We start from the raw sequence: 20210 nt of genomic DNA on the forward strand, positions 1-20210 counted from the left end.
CGGCGGATATCACATCAGGCGGCTATCCTTGCAGATCGTACTCAGCACTCGCTGCGATCCCTTTCCTGAAGGAGTCCGTCCATGTCCGAGAAGTCGTCCGCCACCCGTATCGAGAAAGACAGCCTTGGAGACGTCGCCGTCCCGGCGGATCATCTCTGGGGTGCCCAGACCGAGCGATCGCGTCAGAATTTCCGAATCGGCAGCGAAAAGATGCCGCCTGCGTTGATCGAGGCGTTCGCGATACTGAAACTGTGCGCGGCCCGCGCCAACCGGGAACTCGGCGTGCTCAAGCCCGATCTGGCCGATGCCATCGAACGCGCAGCCGAGGAAGTGATCGGCGGTTTCAAGTCCAAGTGCAACAAAAACTCAATGCACTAAATCCGGCTGCTGGGCCAGCCGCGCCAAATGCTCGGCATAGACCTCGATGGGCTTGCGCCACCCCAGAGTCATCCTGGGCCGTCCATTGAGCTCATCGGCCACAGCGTCCAACTGCTCCTGGCTGTAGCCACTCAGATCAGTCCCCTTGGGGAAGTACTGGCGCAAGAGCCCATTGGTGTTCTCGTTGCTCCCCCTTTGCCAGGGACTGTAGGGGTCGCAGAAGTACACCTTCATGCCTGTGTTCTCGCTGAGCTGGCGGTGCTCGGCCATCTCGCTGCCCCGGTCGTAGGTCAGGGTCTGGCGCATCGGCTGGGCTATTGTCTTGAGCTTGTCGCTGAAGGCTTGCAGTACATGCGCCGCTGTGGCGGGGTTGGGGTGTGGCAGCTTGACCAGCACCACCAGACGGGTGGTGCGCTCGACCAGCGTGCCAATCGCACTGGCGTTAGCCTTGCCTTTGATCAGATCACCCTCCCAGTGGCCGGGCAACTGGCGATCCTCGATCTCGGGTGCTCGCACATGGATGCTCAGCAAGTCTTGCGTCTCCTTGCGGCGATCCTTTCCCCTGGAGCGGGGCCAACGTTTGGCGTGGGCCATGCGCAGGCAGGACACCAGCTCCTTCTTGAGCTCTCCCCGGGGCTGGGCGTAGATGCAGGTGTAGATGCTTTCGTGTGAGGCTTGCAAGCGGCGATCCTGTGGGTGAAGACGCTGGAGTTCGTTGGCGATTTGCTGGGGCGACCACTTGTGGCGCAGGTAGTCGCAAACCAGCGGGAACAAGGGCCCTTGGCGGTGCAGCTTGGGGCTGGGACGGGCTTGGCGTTTGCGATTGTCACTGCGCTGCTGGGCGAACTTGGAGGCGTAGCCCTTGCCGCCTGCATTGCGATTGCACTCGCGGCTGATAGTGCTCTTGTCACGCCCCAGGGCCCTGGCTATGGCGCTGAGGCTTTGCTTTTGCTGCAGCCCCAGGGCTATCGCATGGCGTTCGGTCTCACTCAACTGCTGGTAATTTTTCTTGGTCATCTTGGCCTCAATTCTCGGTGTTGCACTTCGGAATTGAGGCCGCCATCGCCGGCAAATGGCCAGGCGAGTTTCCGCTCTCCGTCTGGCAGACGGGCTCCGGCACGCAGACCAACATGAACCTGAACGAGGTCATCGCCAACCGGGCCATCCAGCTCCTGGGCGGCGAGGTCGGCAGCAAGAAGCCGGTGCATCCGAATGACCACGTCAACTGCAGCCAGTCTTCCAACGACAGCTTTCCGACGGCGATGCACATCGCGGCCACACGCGCGATCCAGCAGACGCTGCTGCCTTCGCTGGAGAAACTCCAGCAGACTTTCGCGAAGAAGGTCGAGGCATTCGACGATATCGTCAAGGTCGGCCGCACTCATCTGCAGGACGCCGTGCCGCTGACCCTGGGCCAGGAATTCTCCGGCTACATGACACAGGTGGCCGATGCCCAGTCGCGCCTGCAACAGGCCATGCTGCGCGCGATGCCGGTGCCTCAGGGTGGCACGGCAGTCGGCACCGGACTCAACGCGCCGCCGGGATTCGCCGTCGCCTTTGCCCGCGCGCTGGCCACCTACACCAGCCTGCCGTTCGAGCCCGCGCCAAACCGCTACGCACTGCAAGCCGCCCACGACGCGCTGGCCGACCTGTCCGGCGCGCTGAACACCACGGCTTCGTCATTCCTGAAGATCGCCCGCGATTTCATGCTGCTGGGCTCGGGGCCCCGTGCCGGCGTTGCCGAACTGCAATTGCCCGCCAACGAGCCCGGCTCGTCGATCATGCCCGGCAAGGTCAATCCGACGCAGGCTGAGGCCTTGGCGATGGTCTGTTGCCGCGTCATCGGCAATCACACGACGGTGACACTGGCAAACAGCCTCGGCACGCTGGAACTCAATGCGTACAAGCCAGTGATCATCTACAGCCTGATGCAGTCCGTCACACTGCTGGCCGACGCCGCATCGAGCTTCGCCGAACACATGGTTGAAGGCGTGGAACCCGACCGCGCGCGCATTCAGGAACTGCTTGAGCGCTCGCTGATGTCTGTGACCGCGCTCAACCCGCATATCGGCTACGACAAGGCTGCCGAGATCGCGAAGCTCGCGGTGAAGAAGAACCTCTCGTTGCGCGAGGCCGCCATCGCATCAGGCCACGTCACCAACGAACAGTTCGATCAGTGGATCGACTTCAAGGCAATGACGAAGGAAGTCTGAGAGGCGATCAGGAAAGCGAACGCGCTATTGATCTGGTTGAAACGACAAGGCCAGGCAAGTGAAGGGATTCACTTGCCTGGCCTTTTTAGCCACCGGCAGGCCGGGGCCCAGACGCTCAGAACTTGTGACGTACGCCGAGCGCAACGCCGAGCATCGTGCTCTGGCCGCTGGCGAGGAAGTATCCGTTCGCGAAGCTGATGGCCGACGTATCGAAGTTGAGGCCCGCGTTCTTCGAGAACGCCGTTGTCAGGTACAGGTCGGTGCGTTTGGACAGCGTGTAGTCAGCGATGAAGGACACCTGCCATGGGTTGGCCAAATGCGTCTGGCCCAGCAGGTTCTTCACGTTGTCGTAGTTGTACTCCAGCGTCAGACCCAGGGCTGGGGTGACCTGGTAGTTGCCGCCAATCCAGAAGAAGTCGTCCCGCAGAATCAGCGTGGAGCCGTCTTGCGCCTTGTTCTGACCCCAGCGATAGCCGCCCATGATCTTGGCGGTGGCACCCAGCGTATAGCTGGCACCGATCGTCGCTTTCTTGAATGAGCCGGTACCGACGAAAGCGCCCGCGGCTGAGCTAAGGCTCGGGTTGTACTGGTCATAGGCCACGGCCACACCGAAGGGGCCGGCTGCATATTCCGCACCGAGGCCATAGGCGGAGTCGCGACGGAACTGGCCCGGCACTTCGCCATTGCCGCCCACGCTTGGCGCACCCTGGCTCGTGCCCGGCAGCGCGACTCCCGTGCCGAATGACCAGTGCGCGATGGCCGTCACCGGGCCGAAGGTGCCGATGTATTTGGCCGTGTTGTCTTCGCGAAGGTTCGCACCTGCGAACGCCACGACGGGTTCGTACTGCACCGCATAAGCCGTGGGCGAGTAGTTCGCCATGATGTGGAACAGCGACGTGTACTGGCGCCCGAACAGGAACTGGCCATAGCGGCTGTCGACCCCAACGTATGCCTGGCGACCGAACAACCGGCCTTGCGACTGCACACCATTGTCAATGCTGAACCCGCTTTCCAGCACGTACACGGCCTTGGTGCCGCTGCCGAGGTCCTCCACGCCGCGCAAACCCCAGCGTGAACTGGACAGGCCACCCGAAGTCAGTCGCCATGTGTTCCCACCCTGCCCGGCATTGAAGCCATTAGCAGGTGTTGGCGGCTGAGAGCCAAGATGACTCACGTACTCGATGTTGGCATCCGCGACACCATAGAGTGTCACGCTCGACTGAGCGTGTGCAGTACCCATGGCGCCAAGCACCGCCGTCGCAAACAAAATCTTCTTCATCGTTATGTTTCTCCTCTCATCGGTCTGAAAGACCTTCCACTCCTGCCGGAACGGCGCGAAAACACGACCACTCCCACAAAACTTCAAGCCGACATGGCCCAGACAGGTTGCTGGTCAGGAAAATGGGCGCAATTGCCCCCCGCCAGCGAATTACCCCGGCTTTGGCTCGCACTGCTGATTGGGAACACTGGGACGGCACTGCGTCCCACTGGCGAACAGGTGTGTGCTATTCGGAGATGTCGGTGCCGCGCGTTTCCGGCAGGAGCCAGATCGCCACAAGGCTGACGATGCTGGTGGCGGCGAGGTACCAGGCCGGCGCATTAGGGTTGTGCGTCCAGGCCAGCAAGCCTGTCACCACGAACTGCGTGGTCCCTCCGAATAGCGTGGTACCGATCGCGTAGACCAGAGAGACGCCGATACTGCGAAAGCCAGCCGGCAACAACTCGGGAATCACGACGATCGATGCCGCGGCACTCATGGCGGTGAGCGCTGCGAGTACCGCTGTCACGGTCAGGAAGCTGATGGCACCGGGCATTGCGCCCAGCCACCAGAACATTGGCACGATCAACAGCATCAGCGCGACGCGCGGCGCAATCAGGACAATCTTCCGGCCGCGCCAATCGCATAGCCAGCCTCCCACCAGGCCGAACGCGAACGTCATCACGCCACCAACCAGCGCACTGGTCTGCGCAAGTGTTGCGGGCAGGTGCAACGTCTGGATCGCGTAAGTGGTCATGTAGTTGCCAATCTGAGACGCGACGGAGGCAGACAGCACCATCAGCACACCCAGAACAACATAGCGCCGGTGCGACTTCATCAGGCCACCGACCACCTCGGCGGTGCTGCGCTCGGTCCGGGCTTCGAAGGTTTCGGGCAGGCTGCGGCGAATCTTCAGGGCGACCGGCACGAGCGCGATGCTGATCACGAAGGGGATACGCCACCCCCAGGCGGCCAGGTCTTCCGCCGGAAGCAACATCGACACCGCAACGCCCAGCAGTCCACCAACCGCCACGGCAATACCCTGGCTGGCCAATTGCCAACTCGCGTAAAGTGCACGGCGATGCGGCGGTGCGGCCTCGACGAGTAGCGCGGTTGCTGGCCCCACCTCTCCGCCGAGCGCAAGGCCCTGTAGCAGACGGCAAGCCACCACGATGATGGGAGCGGCGATACCGATAGACGCATAGCTTGGCGTGGCGGCCATGCCAAGCGTGCCAAAGGTGATCAACGCCACGGTCAGGATCATTGCAGGCTTGCGACCGGCCCTGTCAGCCAGCGCGCCGATCAGTACGGCGCCGAGTGGGCGAGTGAAGAATCCCACTCCGAAGGTGGCGGCCGCGAGCAGCAGGCTGCCGAACTCGCCACCGACCGGAAAAAATGCGCGACCGATGTAGACGGCAAAGTAAGCGTAGATGACGAAGTCGTAGAACTCGAGGGCGTTGCCTGCAACGGCGGCGGCAACCGCGGCCCGACCAATAACTGGCCGAACGTCGGGCTCGCCGACATCCCTCGCCGTGTGAACCGCAAGCGTCTGGGCAGACGCCGGACTGGTGGCGCGCATTTTGTCTCCTTGGAATCGTTATGAATGGGCTGAGGGCCTGCTCAGACGATCAGTCTTCCCGCAGTCCATTCAGGGTCTGCAGGAACACGTCGCGGCCCTGTTGCCAGACAGCCTGTTGCCAGTCGTCCGCCTGGGGATAGAACGCATCCTTGAGGGTCTGGCGGATGGCCGCCGCCTGCAGCGGGTCAGACGAACCGTGGCGGTGCAGCCAGTGTTCGGCACGGCTGGCGCCAATGACTTGTGGCATCGGATACGTGCCGAACTCCAGGCAGAGGTTGGTCTGCTCGGCCTGCGCGCACTCGTCGAAGAGTGCGAACTGGATCGGCCCGGTCATGGGGATGCTGTTCGAAGTCCCGGCATGAACGGACGTCACATCCCCCCACCAACGACGCGCTCGCTCCAGCGAACGCCCTTCGTCGAGGCAAGCGAAGATGCGCTCCCCCACGCCATAAGGTCCAAGCCCGGTGTGAACGTCAATGGAGCCCAGATGCTGGCAGTTGCGCGCATGGCGTTGGAGGATCCGACGAAATGTGGTGTTGCTCCAGGCTGGCTCGCGCCCGCCGAAATGCATGCCATCCTCGAAGCGGTATTGACCCAGCGAGACGGCACGCTGAAACCCCTTCACGCCCCACTCCTTGCGCAACATGAACAGCGCCAGCTCGTTGTCATCGCCGGGCGGCCACTCCCTGGGGAGCAAGAGCTCGTGGATCTCCGCATAGGGCTTGTTGTCCGGCAGCGGAGCCGAGAAGTCGACGAAGTTGCGGTTCAGGTCGACGTTCTCCTGCGTCTCCCGGCGCGAGTACGAAAACCCGTGGGGATTGACCGCATGGATATACAGCACCGCCGTGTCCGGCGCAGCTACCGGGCCAAGGCCAAGCAACCCGGTCTGAATGGCGGAGCCACAATAACCTTCCACGCCGTGCACGCCGCTGATGATGATGACCAGCTTCGAAGCATGCAGCGGCCCGTCGCGCACGACGTCCGTGGCCAGCGTCTCGCCATGTGCGCCATCGAGCGGCAGTTCATGGGACTCGACGTCGAGCCCGCGCGATGCGGCGGCCTGCAGGAACTTCTGCCGGGCCTCCGCGTAGGTTCGACTGAACAGGTTACGAACTTCTGGTTGCACCTTGACTCCTCGATGATGCAGCGCTGATTCCATATGTCGATGACCTCAGGCAGGGAATGTCGGTCTGGATGCGCGCGTCCGAGTGGCGCGACGTTCGCCACATGCGCGTCCAAACTCGGAAAAGATCGCTTTGGCCAGGCCGCAATCGTCGATACGCATCTCCGGATGCCACTGGACGGCAAGCGTGAATTGCGCTGCGTTGGCAAGCGAGAACGCCTCCACGAGTCCATCGGGCGCCGTCGCTTCGATACGCAGTCCGGCACCGAGCCGCTCGACGCCCTGGTGATGCAGCGAATTGACCGCGGCCGAACGCCCGGCGATCCCTGCCAGCCAGCCGCCAGGCACGATGTGAATATCGTGGCTATCGTCGTACCACTGCTGGATCGGTCGGTCGTGGTCGCCCTCCCGATGATCCAGTCGGCCAGGCTGGGCGTGCACCGCGCGCTCGAGCGTGCCGCCATGCAAGACGTTCAACTCCTGAAAGCCACGGCAAATCCCCAGTATTGGGACCCCGGCATCGATCAGGGCTGGCAGCAGACCAAAAACCGCGGCGTCACGGTGGGGGTCCTGGCATGTCATTGCCGGCAGGGGCGTGGCTCCATACCTTTCCGCCGCGATGTTGGACGGACTGCCGGTCAGGACGATGCCGTCCAGCGTGTCGATCAACGTGTCGGCATCGATGGCGTCGGCGCACGCCGGGAGCAGCAGCGGCTGCGCACCGGCAATCTCGCTAACAGCCCGCACATAGCCACCGAGAACCGAGTAAGCCGGATGCCTGTGGAGGTCGATACGATCCGTGATGATCGCCACGACCGGAAGAAGTGACTTTTGAATTGGGGCGGATGACATGGAACGATGTGGCAGTCGGAATGGATCTGGCCGCAGTTTGGAGACATCCACTACTTGTGTAAATTGCAACTAAATTCTGGTTAGAATGCAATTTATGCAAGTGGACTGTCATCGTCATGAATACGCGTCAACTACGCCACTTTCTGGCCCTTCTCGATACTGGCTCATTGGCCGCGGCGGCCGAATCGGTTCATCTGAGCCAGCCAGCGCTATCTCGCAGCATCCGCGCGCTTGAAGACATGCTTGGCGTGCCGCTGTTCGACAGGAATGACCGGCGGCTGCGCCCGACCACCTATGCCATCGCCTATGCGCCCCGCGCGCGCAGCATGCTTTCCGACGAAAAAGAAGGCCTGCGGACACTCGGCCTGATGCAGTCCGGTGATCTCGGCACGTTCTCGGTAGGCATGGGCTCTTCGCTTGCCACGCCAATCCTGCGCCCAATGCTGGCCGAACTGCTGCGCACATCGCCTGGACTGCGGCTGCGCAGCCTGATCGACACGTCCGAGCGACTCCTCGATGCCCTGCATGCCGAACGCATCGACTTCTTCGTCGGCGACACCCGCGTGGCAAAGCTGCACGATGGGCTGGCGATCGAATCCATCTTTCCTTGCACATTTGGCTGGTATGCGCGGCGCGATCACCCGCTCGCAAACAACGAAAATGTCAGCGCCGCGCAGATCCGCGAGTACCCTCTGATCGCGCCCGGCTACTTCGAACCATCGCTGGGACAGCGGCTTGCGCAACTCTACGAACTGCCCGCGCCCGTGCAGGACCAGTTCGCGCTGATCTCGGACGACATCGGCACCGTACTGGAGATCGTGGCATCCACCGATGCAGTTGTCCCGCTGACGGACCTTGCCGCGATCTCCGCGCTCAAATCACAGCTCATTGTCGAACTTGCCGTACGGCCCGCACTGGAACTGGACTTGACGCTCGGTATCGTCCGGCATGGCAACCGCACCATGGCGCCCGCGACCATGATGGCCTTCGAGATCATCCGCCAGCGCTTCGCCATGGCGGCAAGCGAGATTGCCACCATCAAAGGACTTGCGGCGGATCGGTGATCGCACTCGATCCGCGTATGGGCAGTTCGATCAGTGGGCCGCCTCCAGGACGACTTCCGCGACGATGCCCAGAACGGTCTGATTCATGACCCATGGCAAAGGGCCATGGCTGCGGGCGTTGCGGCAACGTGATAGTTTCCGCAGGTTGTTTCAATGCCTGCCTGGATGTGCCCCATGCATAAGCTTGTCTGTGTCACCACCCTCCTGCTGACGGCGATGTCGGCGGGGATGCTGACCGGCTGCAGTTCACTGATGAATGAGGGCACGACGGCTGTCGCTGGCATGGGCGGCGCCGCCATTGCCGGCGCGGTCACGGACAACGCAGCCATTGCCACGGGCATTGGCCTCGGTGTGCAGGCTGGCGCCAAGGCCGCCCTGCAGGCCAGTCAGCGCAAGGTACACGCCGAAACGCAGCATCAGATCGCGCAGGTGGCCGGCAACCTCGATGTCGGCGCGGTGGCGACCTGGGAAGTGGCTCACACCGTGCCGCTCGAGCCCGATGAGAAGGGACGGGTGACCGTGACCCGATTGCTGGGCAATACCTACCTTGCCTGCAAGGAGATCATTTTCTCCGTCGACGATGCGAACAAGGGCAACGGCTTCTATATCGCCGCGGTTTGCCGCGACGGGTCGGTATGGAAGTGGGCTTCCGCCGAGCCCGCTACCGAGCGGTGGGGTTCGCTTCAGTGAGGCCGCTCTGCGCGAGGTTGGTCTTGTCGGCGGCGATCGCGAGTCTCTGCGCGTGCAGTTCCGTCGGCGAAATTTCGGGGGCCGTGGCCGGAATTACCACCGGTGCCGTCACGGCAAATCCTGTTGTGGGATACGGTGTTGCGGTCGGCGTCAGCGCGGCGGCCGATGCGGCTGGCAAGTACGTCTACCGGTACTGGCAACGCGAGGAGCAGGACAGCATCGCAGCGGTCATCGGTGATACGCCCATCGGCTTCGAGCAGCCGTGGGAGGTCCGGCATGCCGTCGCCTATGGCAATCAACGCGGCGTGCTACAGGTAATCCGCGTCATCGACAGTCCGCTCGCTCTCTGCAAGGAAGCCTTGTTCTCCACTGTCGAGTCGGGGACGAACGGGCAGCCCTCCAAGACTTCCCAATGGTTCTTCGTCACGGCCTGCCAGCAGCATGGCCAGTGGAAATGGGCCAATGCCGAGCCAGCGGTTGCACGCTGGGGCAACCTGCAATAGCCACCTGCCACTCCCCCTTGACGCTCGTGGCTTACGGTGCGTGCGGCGTGGGCCTGGGGCGAGGCGGCTGCGGCGGGTGAGGTGGATTCGGCGGATAGGGAATCGGCCCGCCGCCGGGCCCCACCTGGATATACGGGGCGACGATGTACGGGTACTGCCCCGATCCGTCGGTTGACCCCATCGACTGGGTGCCGGTCACGCCCCGCTGCGAAAGCGGCGCGGTGCTCAGCTCGGTGCCGCCGCTGCTGCCATCACGGATACCGCGTTGCGTATCGAGCGACTTCGCCTGCGATGCGGCGAATGCCATGTCAGACGCTGCGCCAAGCAGCACAACGATCGCGACGCCTCTCAACCAATGAATCGACCCTGTGAACATGAGCGTTCCGTCTTGATATGGGAATGCCGGTGACCACCAGGGGCGAACTGCACCGCTGCAACCGGCTCGAGCATGGCTGCCTGACAGCCATATCAACACAGCGTAGCAGCGCCCTGGTCACTTCAAAGCGGCATTTACCGCCGGAATCCGGCATTTATTCCCAGGAATATTTTCGTCTTCTTTCGGGAATAAGGCGCCGGGCCGGGCAGTTCTACAGGTGCATGGCACCGCGGCGCGTAGAGCCGGAACGACAGGATCGAACGATTCTCGGGCGCGTGGTCGGCATGCAAGCCCATGCGCGACCGTTGGTGGCCATGCGATCCATTGCGACCCGCTGCGGCCCGTTGCGGCCCGTTGTGGCCACAGGCGCTGGGCACCCTTTCTACTGCCTCAGGAGATGATCATGAAAGCCCGTATCGCGGCGGCAGCCGTTGCCGCCATTGCCTCGCTTGCATCTTTCGCCACGGTGACGTCCGCCGCCGGACTCACCCCTACTACGACGGCGATGCCGGAAGGTCACGCACATGCCATCGGACCACGTGATCCGTACACCGATGGCGGCAAGGCAAGCAGGTTCGATGTCTATGCAGACACCGCGAATGTCACGGACCGGCGCGACCCGTACACCGACGGTGCGCACAGCTAAGCCACGACAGCAATCAGGTGGGCCCTGGCCCACCTGCGCTACCCGCAGCGTTATGCGGGCACGGAGATCGCCGCCGCGGGCGAGGAGGAAGTGGCCAGCACGCGAGCGGACCGCACGCGCTTCTTGTCGAGCACGGCAACAACGATCAGCCCAAGAGACGGGCTCAGGATCAGCGAGAAGAGAATCCAGGCAGGGCTGGAGCGTCCCAATGCAGTGGCAAACATGCCGACACCGAGGGAAGCGAGAAACCAGACAGAAATCGCGAGCATGGTGGCAGATCCCATGAGTCAAAGTGATCGCCGCGCGAACGTGGCGAGCCCTCAGTATGGGAACATCCGCAACCAGTAGCACTTGGGGAAAGGCATTAAGGGAAAGGCATTAAGGGAAAGCGCTAGCCGCAAGTGTCCGACACGTGACTCGCGGCACCAGATTGCGCACACTGCGCCGCAATTTCGACGCCGTCAGCCTCTCGCCCTTACAACTCCGACAAGCCGAAGCGTCGCAATCCCTCGAGATCGGTCACCCTGATGGTCTGGTAGGCGAGGCTGACCATGCCGCCAGCCTCCAGCCGGCGCAACGCCTGATTCACACGCTGGCGCGACAGACCGGTCAGCAGGCCAATCTCTTCCTGTGAGAGTTCCAGCACTTCCGTGGTTTTCGGGTACAGCGCCGGATGGAACAATTGCGCGACGGCCTGTGCGACGCGCGCATCGGCGCCAAGCAGCCGATCGTTCTGCACCGTGGCAATGAACTGGCCCATGCGCTCGTTGAGCTGCCGCACCACGAAACCCGCGAACGGCAGGCTGTCCGACAGCAGCATGTTGAAAACCGCCTCCGGCACCAGCAGCACGCGCGAGTCGCGGATCGCGATCACGTCGTAGCGGCGATCCTCGCGCTTGATCACGCTGCCTTCGCCGCACCAGCCTCCGGCGGGCACGCCGGAAAACGTGCAACCGCGCCCGTCCGGCGTATAGACCGCGAGCTTGATCAGCCCCGTATCCACCCCGATCCAGTAGCGCGAGAACTCGCCGCGCCGGGCGATATAGCCGCCTGCGGGGTATTCGCGGACAACGGTTTCGGACGCCGCCAGCGCCTGATGCGCCGGGGACAGCGCACAAAACCAGTCATGCTGGGCCAGCAGGGCGTTAACCTGATCAAGGGACGAAGACATTTGATAAGAATCAATTTTCTGGGCATTCACAATGCTGCAACGCATCGAAAACGCCAGATCTGTCATCCGGACGACAGAGTCCGCCGGAGGCGAGATGATAGCTTGCGCCGGATTTCATTCGACGAATCCCCAAGGATCACCATAGGAGACACGCCATGCCGACCGACTACGACACCGGACTGGCCCGCAACCCCGCCAACTACGTTCCGATCACCCCGCTCGACTTCATCGCCCGCGCGGCCGAGGTCTACGGCGATCGCCTGGCCATCGTGCATGGCACGGTGCGCCAGAACTGGCGCGACACCTACGCGCGCTGCCGGCGCCTGGCCAGCGCGCTGACCCGCGCGGGCGTGGGCAAGGGCGATACCGTGGCGGCGCTGCTGCCCAACACCCCGGCGATGGTCGAGGCGCACTTCGGCGTGCCGATGGCCGGTGCGGTGCTGAATGCACTCAACATCCGCCTGGACGCCGCCAACCTGGTCTTCATGCTGCGCCACGGCGAAGCCAAGGTGCTGCTGGCGGACACCGAGTTCGCCGATGCCGCCCGTCAGATGGCGCGCGAGGTGCGTGGACTCAAGGTGATCGCGGTGGAAGACGTGCTCGGGCCCGACGCCGAGCGGTTCGGTGACACCGATTACGAGTCCTTCCTGGCCAGCGGCGATCCGGAATTCGACTGGAAGATGCCCGGCGACGAGTGGGACGCCATTGCCCTGAACTACACGTCGGGCACTACCGGCGACCCGAAGGGCGTGGTCTATCACCATCGCGGCGCGGCCATGAACGCCATCTCCAACATCCTGGAGTGGGACATGGCCAAGCATCCGGTCTACCTGTGGACGCTGCCGATGTTCCACTGCAACGGCTGGTGCTTCCCGTGGACAGTCGCGGCCCGCGCCGGCGTGAACGTCTGCCTGCGCAAGTTCGAGCCGAAGCTCGTCTTCGACCTGATGCGCGACGAAGGTGTGACGCACTACTGCGCCGCGCCGATCGTCCACACCGCGCTGGTCAACGCGCCGCCGTCGTGGCGCGAAGGGCTGCGCGGGCCGGTGCGCGGCATGGTGGCGGGCGCCCCGCCCCCGGCGGCGGTGCTGGCGCAGATGGAAGCGATGGGTTTCGACCTGTCGCATGTCTACGGCCTGACCGAGGTCTACGGCCCGGCCGCGGTCTGCGCGGAGCAGGACGCCTGGCACACGGTGTCGCAGGAAGAACGCGCGGTGCTGAAGGCGCGCCAGGGCGTGCGCTATCACCTGCAGTCCGGCGTCACGGTGCTGGACCCGGATACGATGCAGCCCGTACCGCGCGACGGCGAGACCATCGGCGAAATCATGTTCCGCGGCAACATCTGCATGAAGGGTTACCTCAAGAACGACAAGGCCACGCGCGAGGCGTTCGCGGGCGGCTGGTTCCATACGGGCGACCTTGGCGTGTGCATGCCTGACGGCTACATCAAGATCAAGGACCGCAGCAAGGACATCATCATCTCCGGCGGGGAGAACATTTCCAGCGTCGAGGTGGAAGACGCGCTCTACCGCCACCCCGCGGTGCTGGCCGCCGCCGTGGTGGCGCAGCCGGATGCCAAGTGGGGCGAGACGCCGTGCGCGTTCGTCGAACTGAAGGATGGCGCAAGCGTCACGGCCGAAGAACTGATTGCACATTGCCGCACGCTGCTGGCCGGCTTCAAGGTGCCGAAGGCGGTCTACTTCGGGCCGCTGCCCAAGACCTCTACCGGCAAGATCCAGAAGTTCGAACTGCGCAAGAAGATGCAGTCGAACGCTGCCATCGACGTCTGATCGACCGATCGACCAATCGACCAATCGCTTGATGGAAAAAACGCGCGGCGGGTCGCCCCGCCGCGCGTTTTTTATCGACATTCCCGCTCAAAACTGTCCGAAGAACGCTCGCGCGGCGACCATGCAGAACGGTGCCACCAGCGTGCCGTGATACGCCTGGATGACCGCCGACGCGCCGCCATCCTGCGCACCCGCCGCCACCGCCTGTGCGGCAACATTCATCTTCGCCAACGAGAAGCCTTGTTTGAGCGCCGCATAGGGGTCGCTTGGGCCGGCGATGGGCGCATCCACATCCAGCACGCTGGTCAGGCCCGCCGGCACCTTCGCGCTGCTCCAGTACGCCTGCTGCACCGTGGCGTTGAAGAAGAACACGGTGGGGTCGTCATGCCCGCCGCATAGCTGGACCGGCGCGCGTGGCTGCCAGTTGCGTAGATCGTTGATCTTGAAGTCCACGCGCAGCGGTTGCACGGGCCGCGTTGCCGGCGCCATCGACACGGTCGAACTCGGGAACGCGCCGTCCGGATTGACCAGCGCATCTTCAAGCATGGCCAGCCGGTAGTCGTTGCGCACGAGGTCAGCGTTGCCGAAACCGAGCGCGAACACCGGCGTCAGGTCTGGCGATGCCAGCGGCGGCGCCTTCGGCGGCGTCAGCGATGCGAACTGCGAGGCCGGCGGCGTACTGTTGAAGAGCTGAGTAGGCGGCAACTTGCCCTGCGTGAAGATCTTGTCGAGCGAATTCATGCTCGGCAGCAGGCTGGCGATGCCTGGCGCATAGGCCGACTCGTAGAAGTCGGACGGCTTGCGGTAGAGATTCTGGTAGGACCGCTGGTAGCTCGTGGTGACGAGCACGGCGAACACCGTGGAACCGATACCCACCTGTCCGGCCACCAGTGCGTCGCCCATTGCCGCCAGTGCATACGGCCCCGACCCCGGCGCCGACGCGGTCACCGGAATCCCGGCAGCCTGCAGCAGCCGGTGCGTGGCCATCGCCACGTAGCCACCCTGCGAATATCCGGTGACGAAGAGCTTGCCGCTCTCCTGCACGTTGCGCCCGCCACCCGGCGCCCGCATGACGACACGCGCGGCGGCAAGCGCGCCCACCATGTCGGCCGATTGCTGCGCCCCATTCAGGTACGGGTGATAGTCGAGATCCGAGCCCGCATAGCCGGCATAGTTGCTGGCCACGACGATATAGCCCTGCGCCGCGTACATCGCAGCCACGCTGATGCCCTCCGACGCGCCGTCGCCGTTACGCGGGTCGGTCTGCGTGATATCGGCGAGGTTGTACTTCTTGTATGTCGTGGTGCCGTGTGCGTACAGCAGCGTCGGGCGCGGACCACTGCAGGCCGCGCCACCGGGAATCATCAGCGCGGCGCTGGCGTTCGCCGGTTCCCCGGCGCCGCCCACCGTGCGGTAGCGCAGCGTCACGATCTCGATGTCGCACCGTGGCACGCCCGCAACCTGCATGAGCTGGCGTCCATCGTCAGTGGATCCGAGCAGTGCCGCCAGTTGGGCCGCGCTCAGGCGCAAGGTGGTCTGCTGGTTCAGCAGACCACCTCCGCCAAAGCCGCAACCGGCCCCATTGCATGCCGTGGTGCTCTGAGCGCTGGCGCCCAGCGTGGTGCAGGCCGCCAGCGAGGCAAGGCCCACCTTGAACAGGATTTCCCGCATTTACGACCTCCTCCGCTCTTGTTTTACCCGGCATGGCTCGTACCGGGCGCTGCTTGTAATGTGCGGAGTGTAGGTAAACGGCGTCGTTCGCCCAATCGAAATCGCGTGTATCAGGCTTGATTCTGTCCTGACAAATTCTGCGATGCGGGCGAATCGGACGCCAGCGGCTTCAGCCTCCGCGCGCGCGGCGCGCTTCGTAGGCTTTCAGGCTGGTCAGCGCCATCTCCAGCGTGGGCGCTGCGGTCTGGCCACGGCGGGCCAGCATGTCACCCACGATCTGGTCCGATTCGATCGCCCCGCCGCGCTCTAGGTCGCGCAGCATCGAGGCCGTCAGCGGCGATCCTTCGGCAAACAGCGTGGTCTTCGCCTGCTCCAGTACGGGGCCCCGGGCCGGATAGCCATTGGCGGCCGCAACGCCGGCGCATTCGCCAAGCAACGCCGCGATGGTCTCGCGCCCGCGTGGCGCGGCGAGAATATCGCCGATGGTCGCTCGCATCAGGCAGGTAGCCGATGCCAGCGTGGCAAGGAACAGCCATTTCTCCCACATGTCCTGCAGCATGGCGTCGCTGCGTTGGACGTCGAAGCCGGCATCGCTGAAAGCGGCGGCCAAGGCCAGCGCGCGCTCACTGCTGCCCGAAGGGCGCTCGCCAAACGACAGAACGTGGAAGCTCGACAGATGAAGAATGGTGCCCTGGTCATCGAGCGTGCTGGAGATCAGGCAGCGGCCCCCCATGACACGCCCGGCGCCGAAACGCGCATCGAGGCGATCCAGATGCTGCATGCCGTTGAGCAACGGGATGATGACCGTGTTCGGCCCCATGGCGGGCGCGAAGCCATCCATGGCGCTTTCGAGGTCGTACGCCTTGCAGCTCAGCAACACCACGTCATAAGGCTGCGTGATCTGCTCGGACAACACCACAGGGGGATTCGGGAAATGCAGGTCGCCGTGCGGGCTCTTAACTCGCAGGCCGTGTTCGGCCAGTTGCGCGGCGCGGCGGGGGCGCACCAGGAACGTCACATCACGCCCGGCCTGCAGCAGCCGCGCGCCAAAGTAGCCACCCGTGGCTCCCACTCCGACAACCAGAATTCGCATCCTCCACTCCCAGATCTGGCCCGGCAACGAGCCGGGCAATGCGCCATTGTAGTGATGGCCTGGAAAGTCTGCTGGAAGCGAAATGCCGGTCGCCGAATGGCCCGGAATCCGGGTCTCGTGGCGTTGCGCGCGGATCAGCCGCACGCAGCGCCACGAGCATCAGGTCATGTCAGTAGATTGAACACCAGCCCGAGTGCAATGGCGCCGCCCAGTGTCTCCACGGCAGCCAGCGCGATCAGGTTTCTCAGAATGAAGGCATCGTCCTGCTTGGTCACCATGGTGTTGTCTCCAGAAAGGTTTCCAAACCCCGGGAGACGCCGCGCGCCCCCCGGCCACACTGCACAACCTGGGTTCAGTAGACTGCAACGCCGCCAAGCGGAAAAGTCGGCACAAACCCTCATGGGGTGATTGCTGATGGCATACAGGTCACGCGCCTGCCGCGGCTCCGGAGGAAAGGGTGATGCTCGCGCCGGTTTACTTCGCACGCGAATCAACTATACTTTGCATCTACTTCGCATACGAACATCTTCATTGCCCCTACCCCTTCCATTGCAGGAGACAAAGCCGTGATTCCGGAAATCCAAGCAGGACTTGAACGTGGCGTGCTGACCCTCACGATTTCGCGAGCGGACAAGAAGAACGCGCTGACCAACGACATGTACGGCGCCCTGGCGGACGCCATCGAGAATGCATCGACCGACGCATCGGTCCGGGTCGTGCTGATTCAGGCTGACGGTGATTCCTTCACGGCCGGCAACGACATCGGGGAGTTCGCGGCCCAGGCCACCGGGAACGCACCCAAGGAGCGCCATGTCGTGCGATTCCTGCATAGCCTGGCGAATGCCACAGTGCCGATCGTCGCGGCAGTCCAGGGCAAGGCCGTCGGCGTCGGCACGACCATGCTGCTGCATTGTGACTATGTGGTTCTGGCCGACGATGCGCAGTTGATCACGCCGTTCGTGAACCTCGCGCTTGTGCCCGAGGCAGCGTCGAGCTACCTGCTGCCGTTGCGCATCGGCCACGCGCGCGCGTTTGAAATGTTCTCGCTGGGCGATCCGTTGCCGGCGGACACCGCCGTGGCATGGGGCATCGCGAACCGGACGGTTCCGGGCGACCAGCTGCGCGCGGAAGGCCGACGCATCGCGGAAAAGATCGCCACCAAGCCGTCCGGCTCTCTGACGGCAATGAAGCGTCTGATGCGGGAGGCCGAGAAACTGGTCGCGCAGATGGACGCCGAGAGTTCGACGTTCGTGGAGCGGCTGCGCAGCGCGGAAGCGAAGGAAGCCTTCGCGGCGTTTGTCCAGAAGCGCCAGCCGGACTTCAGCAGGATCGCCAAGCAGTGATGGGTCAGAAGGCGTCGTCCGCGTCGTCTGCTTCGGCGCCTTCGTTCATCCCCTGCATCACTCGTCGTCGCTGGCCGGGAACTTGTCCTGCAGGCTCGTCAGCCAGCGCGCCACCACATCGATCTCGGCGGCCGTGAACCCCTCGGTCAATCGGGCATTCAGTTCGGTGAGATTCGACCGGGAGCGCTTGAGCGCGGTGCGTCCGGCATCGGTCAGCCAGATGCGGAAGGCCCGGCGATCGTGCTCGTCCAGGCCGCGTTCGACCAGCCCCGCCCGCTCCATGCGATCCACCAGCCCGCTCACGCCCGGCGCGCCAAGGTCGAGCGCCGCGCCTGCCTCGCTCATCAACGCGCCATCGTTCTTGCCGAGGAAGAACAGCATTCCGGCCTGCGATGCGGTGACGCCACCGGCGGCGGTGCGCGCCTGTGTCCATCGATGCAGCCGACGCTGACCGACATTCAGGAGGTAGACAAGTCGAGGATTCAAGACGGCACCCGGGTGATTTAGTTCGCGCGCGAATTTTTTAAATGTTATCACGCACGTCACACGGGACTTTCGACAACCGGGGGGACCGGTCTGGAGATACGCTCAGACGCGCACAAGGCGGCGCCGGTGGCGACCGCCCTGGCGGATGCGGCTCGGATCAGTTCAGGTTGCCCGGGTCCTGAGCGCGGCGCTGCTTCGCCTTGGCGGCGTAGTACGCGCCAACCTGCTTCTGCGTGACGTAGCCCTTCTTCTTGGCATCGATCTTGTCGAAGTCCTTCGCCACGTGCGGCATTCCTGCCTCGGCTTCCTCGCGCGTCAGCTTGCCATCGTGGTTGGCATCCGCCTCGTTGAACTTCTCCGTGAACTTCGCCTTGGCTTCCTGCGCGTTCGCGGGTGGTTGCGGCTGCGGTTGTGTCTGTGCGCCAGCGGTGGCGGACAGCAACAACAACGCGAACACTGCGCCGGCAGCGGCGAAACGATGGCTCATATCAGTCTCCTCGGGTAACTCAGGTTATTGTGATGCCACCGCGGGCCTCCCCACAGCAGCGGTACTGCAATGGACCCAATCCAGACGCATTCTATGGGCACCGCTTGCGTTCGGCCGACGCATCGAAAGAATTCAATTCCGCAGCGCAAAGGCTTCACATCAGGTTGTCTTCATCTCGTGACAGCCACGACTCGACGCGGCTGCGGCCGCCCCTCGTGGCGCAATAGGGTGCAAGGAGCCAGCCCCAGGCTTCAAACGCCCGTTCGCCACATACCGGGCGCGGCGTCCCATTGATCACGGCACGCTGCGTCACGAGCGTTCTGAGGATGCACACGCAATCACCCAGTAACGGCGCCGCCACGATGGAGGCTTTCCGTCTCAGGAATTACGACGGCGGACGAATGATCGGAACGTCGCGCGTATGGGAAACCCGATCTGGCGGCAAGTGCATCATGACCCGCCCATCGCATTGCGTGCTTGGGCATCGCCCGGGCTTTCGTCTACGTTATAAAACCAGGCCGCTTCAATGAGGGGGGCATGATGAAGAGGGTCACTGTGCGCTGGGCCATTCGTATGGCCATCTGCCTCGCAACCGGCCTGCTCGCGGCAGGCAACGTGAGCGCATCGGACATCATCTGCCATTCGCGCGGAACCAACGCCCCTGTGATTTGCGATGACCCCAGCGGCAACGGGATGCGCTGCTCACTGAACACCAGCAGCTCACGCGCAAGTGGCACGCGCAATCGCCTGGTGTGCGATTCACCGGGACTGTCCGAGCGTTACGAACGCATCTATGCCGAGCAGCAAAGGATGCTGCACAAGGGCACGATCCAGAACGCCGATATCGTCGCCTGGCGCGCCCGGCGGGATGCCTGTGATTCGGCACGCTGCCTCGATGGCCTGTTCCACCTGTTCTGGCGGGACCGCAGTTCGATGCACAGCACAGCGGCCGCCGCGCCGCACGTCGCAGCGAGCGCGCCATCGACCGGACGTCATGACGCGCCGCCGACACCCGCCGCGCCAGCGCAACGCGTGACAACCATAACGGCACCTGTCCGCGCGACAGCCACCGCTGCCATCGCGCAGCCGGTTCGCACGACATCGTTTGAAACACCCGTTGCCATGTCTGTCGCCCGCGCCCCCATCACTTCGACAACCGCTGTCGACATCTCGCTGACCGATTCGGACACGGCGACCAATGCCGACGAGTCCGGACCTGCATCACTGGCGTGGGCCAGCGCCTTGCTGGCACTGGTCATCACAGGAACCACGGCTGGAGTCCTCTGGCGCCGTCGACACGCCTACCCGCCTTATCGGCCGCCCGTGGTCATCCCTGCGGCCATCGTGATCGTGTATGCGCTGCTGCTGGTCAACGTGTTGCTATTGCCATTCACGCTCAGCCTGAAGTGACCTTGCGGTCGACACGGCCTGCGGGGGCGATGCGAACGAAGATGGTAAATTCGGCGGAGTCCCCCGCAACTCCGCTT

The 20210-nt window shown here is 63.8% G+C and carries 20 protein-coding genes and 1 pseudogene; 9 read left to right on the plus strand and 12 right to left on the minus strand.

The annotated features are described in order from the left end of the window. Positions 1 to 81: 81 nt before the first annotated feature. A pseudogene (locus tag RMET_RS29340) lies at positions 82 to 342 on the plus strand (lyase family protein); the annotation flags it as partial. A 24-nt stretch (positions 343 to 366) separates the two neighbouring features. Here RMET_RS29340 and RMET_RS29345 read toward each other — a convergent pair. Further along, on the minus strand, positions 367 to 1395 hold the full coding sequence (locus tag RMET_RS29345; RefSeq protein WP_011516271.1) for an IS30-like element IS1088 family transposase: 1029 nt from the start codon (positions 1393 to 1395) through the stop codon (positions 367 to 369). Between the two features lie 20 nt (positions 1396 to 1415). Between RMET_RS29345 and RMET_RS29350 the strand changes: the two genes are divergently transcribed. Further along, a complete protein-coding gene (locus tag RMET_RS29350; protein ID WP_231138541.1) occupies positions 1416 to 2591 on the plus strand; it encodes a class II fumarate hydratase in 1176 nt (391 codons plus the stop codon). A gap of 115 nt (positions 2592 to 2706) precedes the next feature. On the opposite strand, the gene RMET_RS29355 is transcribed toward RMET_RS29350, so the two are convergent. The 4 genes from RMET_RS29355 to RMET_RS29370 all read right to left on the minus strand — a co-directional run bounded on the left by RMET_RS29355 (position 2707) and on the right by RMET_RS29370 (position 7403). Next, positions 2707 to 3870, minus strand: a complete 1164-nt coding sequence (locus RMET_RS29355) for a porin (RefSeq protein ID WP_011520155.1) — start codon at positions 3868 to 3870, stop codon at positions 2707 to 2709. A 226-nt stretch (positions 3871 to 4096) separates the two neighbouring features. After that, positions 4097 to 5428 (minus strand): MFS transporter, encoded by a 1332-nt coding sequence (locus tag RMET_RS29360; RefSeq protein WP_011520156.1) that lies wholly within the window; start codon positions 5426 to 5428, stop codon positions 4097 to 4099. 49 nt (positions 5429 to 5477) lie between these two features. Then, positions 5478 to 6587 (minus strand): M14 family metallopeptidase, encoded by a 1110-nt coding sequence (locus RMET_RS29365; protein WP_011520157.1) that lies wholly within the window; start codon positions 6585 to 6587, stop codon positions 5478 to 5480. Positions 6588 to 6599: 12 nt separating this feature from the next. Then, on the minus strand, positions 6600 to 7403 hold the full coding sequence (locus RMET_RS29370; protein WP_011520158.1) for a gamma-glutamyl-gamma-aminobutyrate hydrolase family protein: 804 nt from the start codon (positions 7401 to 7403) through the stop codon (positions 6600 to 6602). Positions 7404 to 7519: 116 nt separating this feature from the next. Here RMET_RS29370 and RMET_RS29375 point away from each other — a divergent pair, with 116 nt between their 5' ends. The 3 genes from RMET_RS29375 to RMET_RS29385 all read left to right on the plus strand — a co-directional run bounded on the left by RMET_RS29375 (position 7520) and on the right by RMET_RS29385 (position 9660). Then, positions 7520 to 8467 (plus strand): LysR family transcriptional regulator, encoded by a 948-nt coding sequence (locus RMET_RS29375; protein WP_011520159.1) that lies wholly within the window; start codon positions 7520 to 7522, stop codon positions 8465 to 8467. 174 nt (positions 8468 to 8641) lie between these two features. After that, positions 8642 to 9157 (plus strand): hypothetical protein, encoded by a 516-nt coding sequence (locus tag RMET_RS29380; RefSeq protein WP_029310207.1) that lies wholly within the window; start codon positions 8642 to 8644, stop codon positions 9155 to 9157. Between the two features lie 83 nt (positions 9158 to 9240). Continuing rightward, positions 9241 to 9660 carry a hypothetical protein gene (locus RMET_RS29385; protein WP_227874013.1) on the plus strand — a complete coding sequence of 140 codons (420 nt, stop codon included), beginning with the start codon at positions 9241 to 9243 and terminating at the stop codon, positions 9658 to 9660. A 31-nt stretch (positions 9661 to 9691) separates the two neighbouring features. Here RMET_RS29385 and RMET_RS29390 read toward each other — a convergent pair whose 3' ends face one another. Next, entirely contained in the window at positions 9692 to 9967 is a 276-nt protein-coding gene (locus tag RMET_RS29390) for a hypothetical protein (RefSeq protein ID WP_231138539.1), read from the minus strand. A gap of 472 nt (positions 9968 to 10439) precedes the next feature. On the opposite strand from RMET_RS29390, the gene RMET_RS29395 reads away from it, so the two are divergent. Beyond that, on the plus strand, positions 10440 to 10682 hold the full coding sequence (locus RMET_RS29395; RefSeq protein WP_008643961.1) for a hypothetical protein: 243 nt from the start codon (positions 10440 to 10442) through the stop codon (positions 10680 to 10682). Positions 10683 to 10732: 50 nt separating this feature from the next. Here the strand turns inward: RMET_RS29395 and RMET_RS29400 are convergent, their stop codons facing one another. Both RMET_RS29400 and RMET_RS29405 read right to left on the minus strand, forming a co-directional pair. Further along, the gene (locus RMET_RS29400; RefSeq protein WP_011520164.1) at positions 10733 to 10951 is read right to left on the minus strand and encodes a hypothetical protein; all 219 of its coding nucleotides are present in this window, start codon (positions 10949 to 10951) and stop codon (positions 10733 to 10735) included. 206 nt (positions 10952 to 11157) lie between these two features. Next, entirely contained in the window at positions 11158 to 11853 is a 696-nt protein-coding gene (locus RMET_RS29405) for a Crp/Fnr family transcriptional regulator (RefSeq protein ID WP_029308725.1), read from the minus strand. 155 nt (positions 11854 to 12008) lie between these two features. On the opposite strand from RMET_RS29405, the gene RMET_RS29410 reads away from it, so the two are divergent. After that, positions 12009 to 13643 (plus strand): acyl-CoA synthetase, encoded by a 1635-nt coding sequence (locus RMET_RS29410; RefSeq protein WP_011520167.1) that lies wholly within the window; start codon positions 12009 to 12011, stop codon positions 13641 to 13643. Positions 13644 to 13730: 87 nt separating this feature from the next. On the opposite strand, the gene RMET_RS29415 is transcribed toward RMET_RS29410, so the two are convergent. Both RMET_RS29415 and panE read right to left on the minus strand, forming a co-directional pair. Next, a complete protein-coding gene (locus tag RMET_RS29415; protein WP_011520168.1) occupies positions 13731 to 15314 on the minus strand; it encodes an alpha/beta hydrolase family protein in 1584 nt (527 codons plus the stop codon). 169 nt (positions 15315 to 15483) lie between these two features. Next, positions 15484 to 16407 carry a 2-dehydropantoate 2-reductase gene (panE, locus tag RMET_RS29420; RefSeq protein WP_011520169.1) on the minus strand — a complete coding sequence of 308 codons (924 nt, stop codon included), beginning with the start codon at positions 16405 to 16407 and terminating at the stop codon, positions 15484 to 15486. 566 nt (positions 16408 to 16973) lie between these two features. Between panE and RMET_RS29425 the strand changes: the two genes are divergently transcribed. After that, positions 16974 to 17750 (plus strand): enoyl-CoA hydratase, encoded by a 777-nt coding sequence (locus RMET_RS29425; protein WP_011520170.1) that lies wholly within the window; start codon positions 16974 to 16976, stop codon positions 17748 to 17750. 57 nt (positions 17751 to 17807) lie between these two features. Here RMET_RS29425 and RMET_RS29430 read toward each other — a convergent pair whose 3' ends face one another. Beyond that, the gene (locus RMET_RS29430) at positions 17808 to 18236 is read right to left on the minus strand and encodes a MarR family winged helix-turn-helix transcriptional regulator (protein ID WP_008652586.1); all 429 of its coding nucleotides are present in this window, start codon (positions 18234 to 18236) and stop codon (positions 17808 to 17810) included. A gap of 157 nt (positions 18237 to 18393) precedes the next feature. Next, complete coding sequence (locus tag RMET_RS29435) at positions 18394 to 18723, minus strand: EF-hand domain-containing protein (RefSeq protein ID WP_008652587.1); 330 nt, start codon at positions 18721 to 18723, stop codon at positions 18394 to 18396. Between the two features lie 537 nt (positions 18724 to 19260). Between RMET_RS29435 and RMET_RS29440 the strand changes: the two genes are divergently transcribed. After that, positions 19261 to 20133 carry a hypothetical protein gene (locus tag RMET_RS29440; protein WP_224444700.1) on the plus strand — a complete coding sequence of 291 codons (873 nt, stop codon included), beginning with the start codon at positions 19261 to 19263 and terminating at the stop codon, positions 20131 to 20133. Positions 20134 to 20210: the final 77 nt, after the last annotated feature.

The organism is Cupriavidus metallidurans CH34, from assembly GCF_000196015.1.
GTDB lineage: Bacteria > Pseudomonadota > Gammaproteobacteria > Burkholderiales > Burkholderiaceae > Cupriavidus > Cupriavidus metallidurans.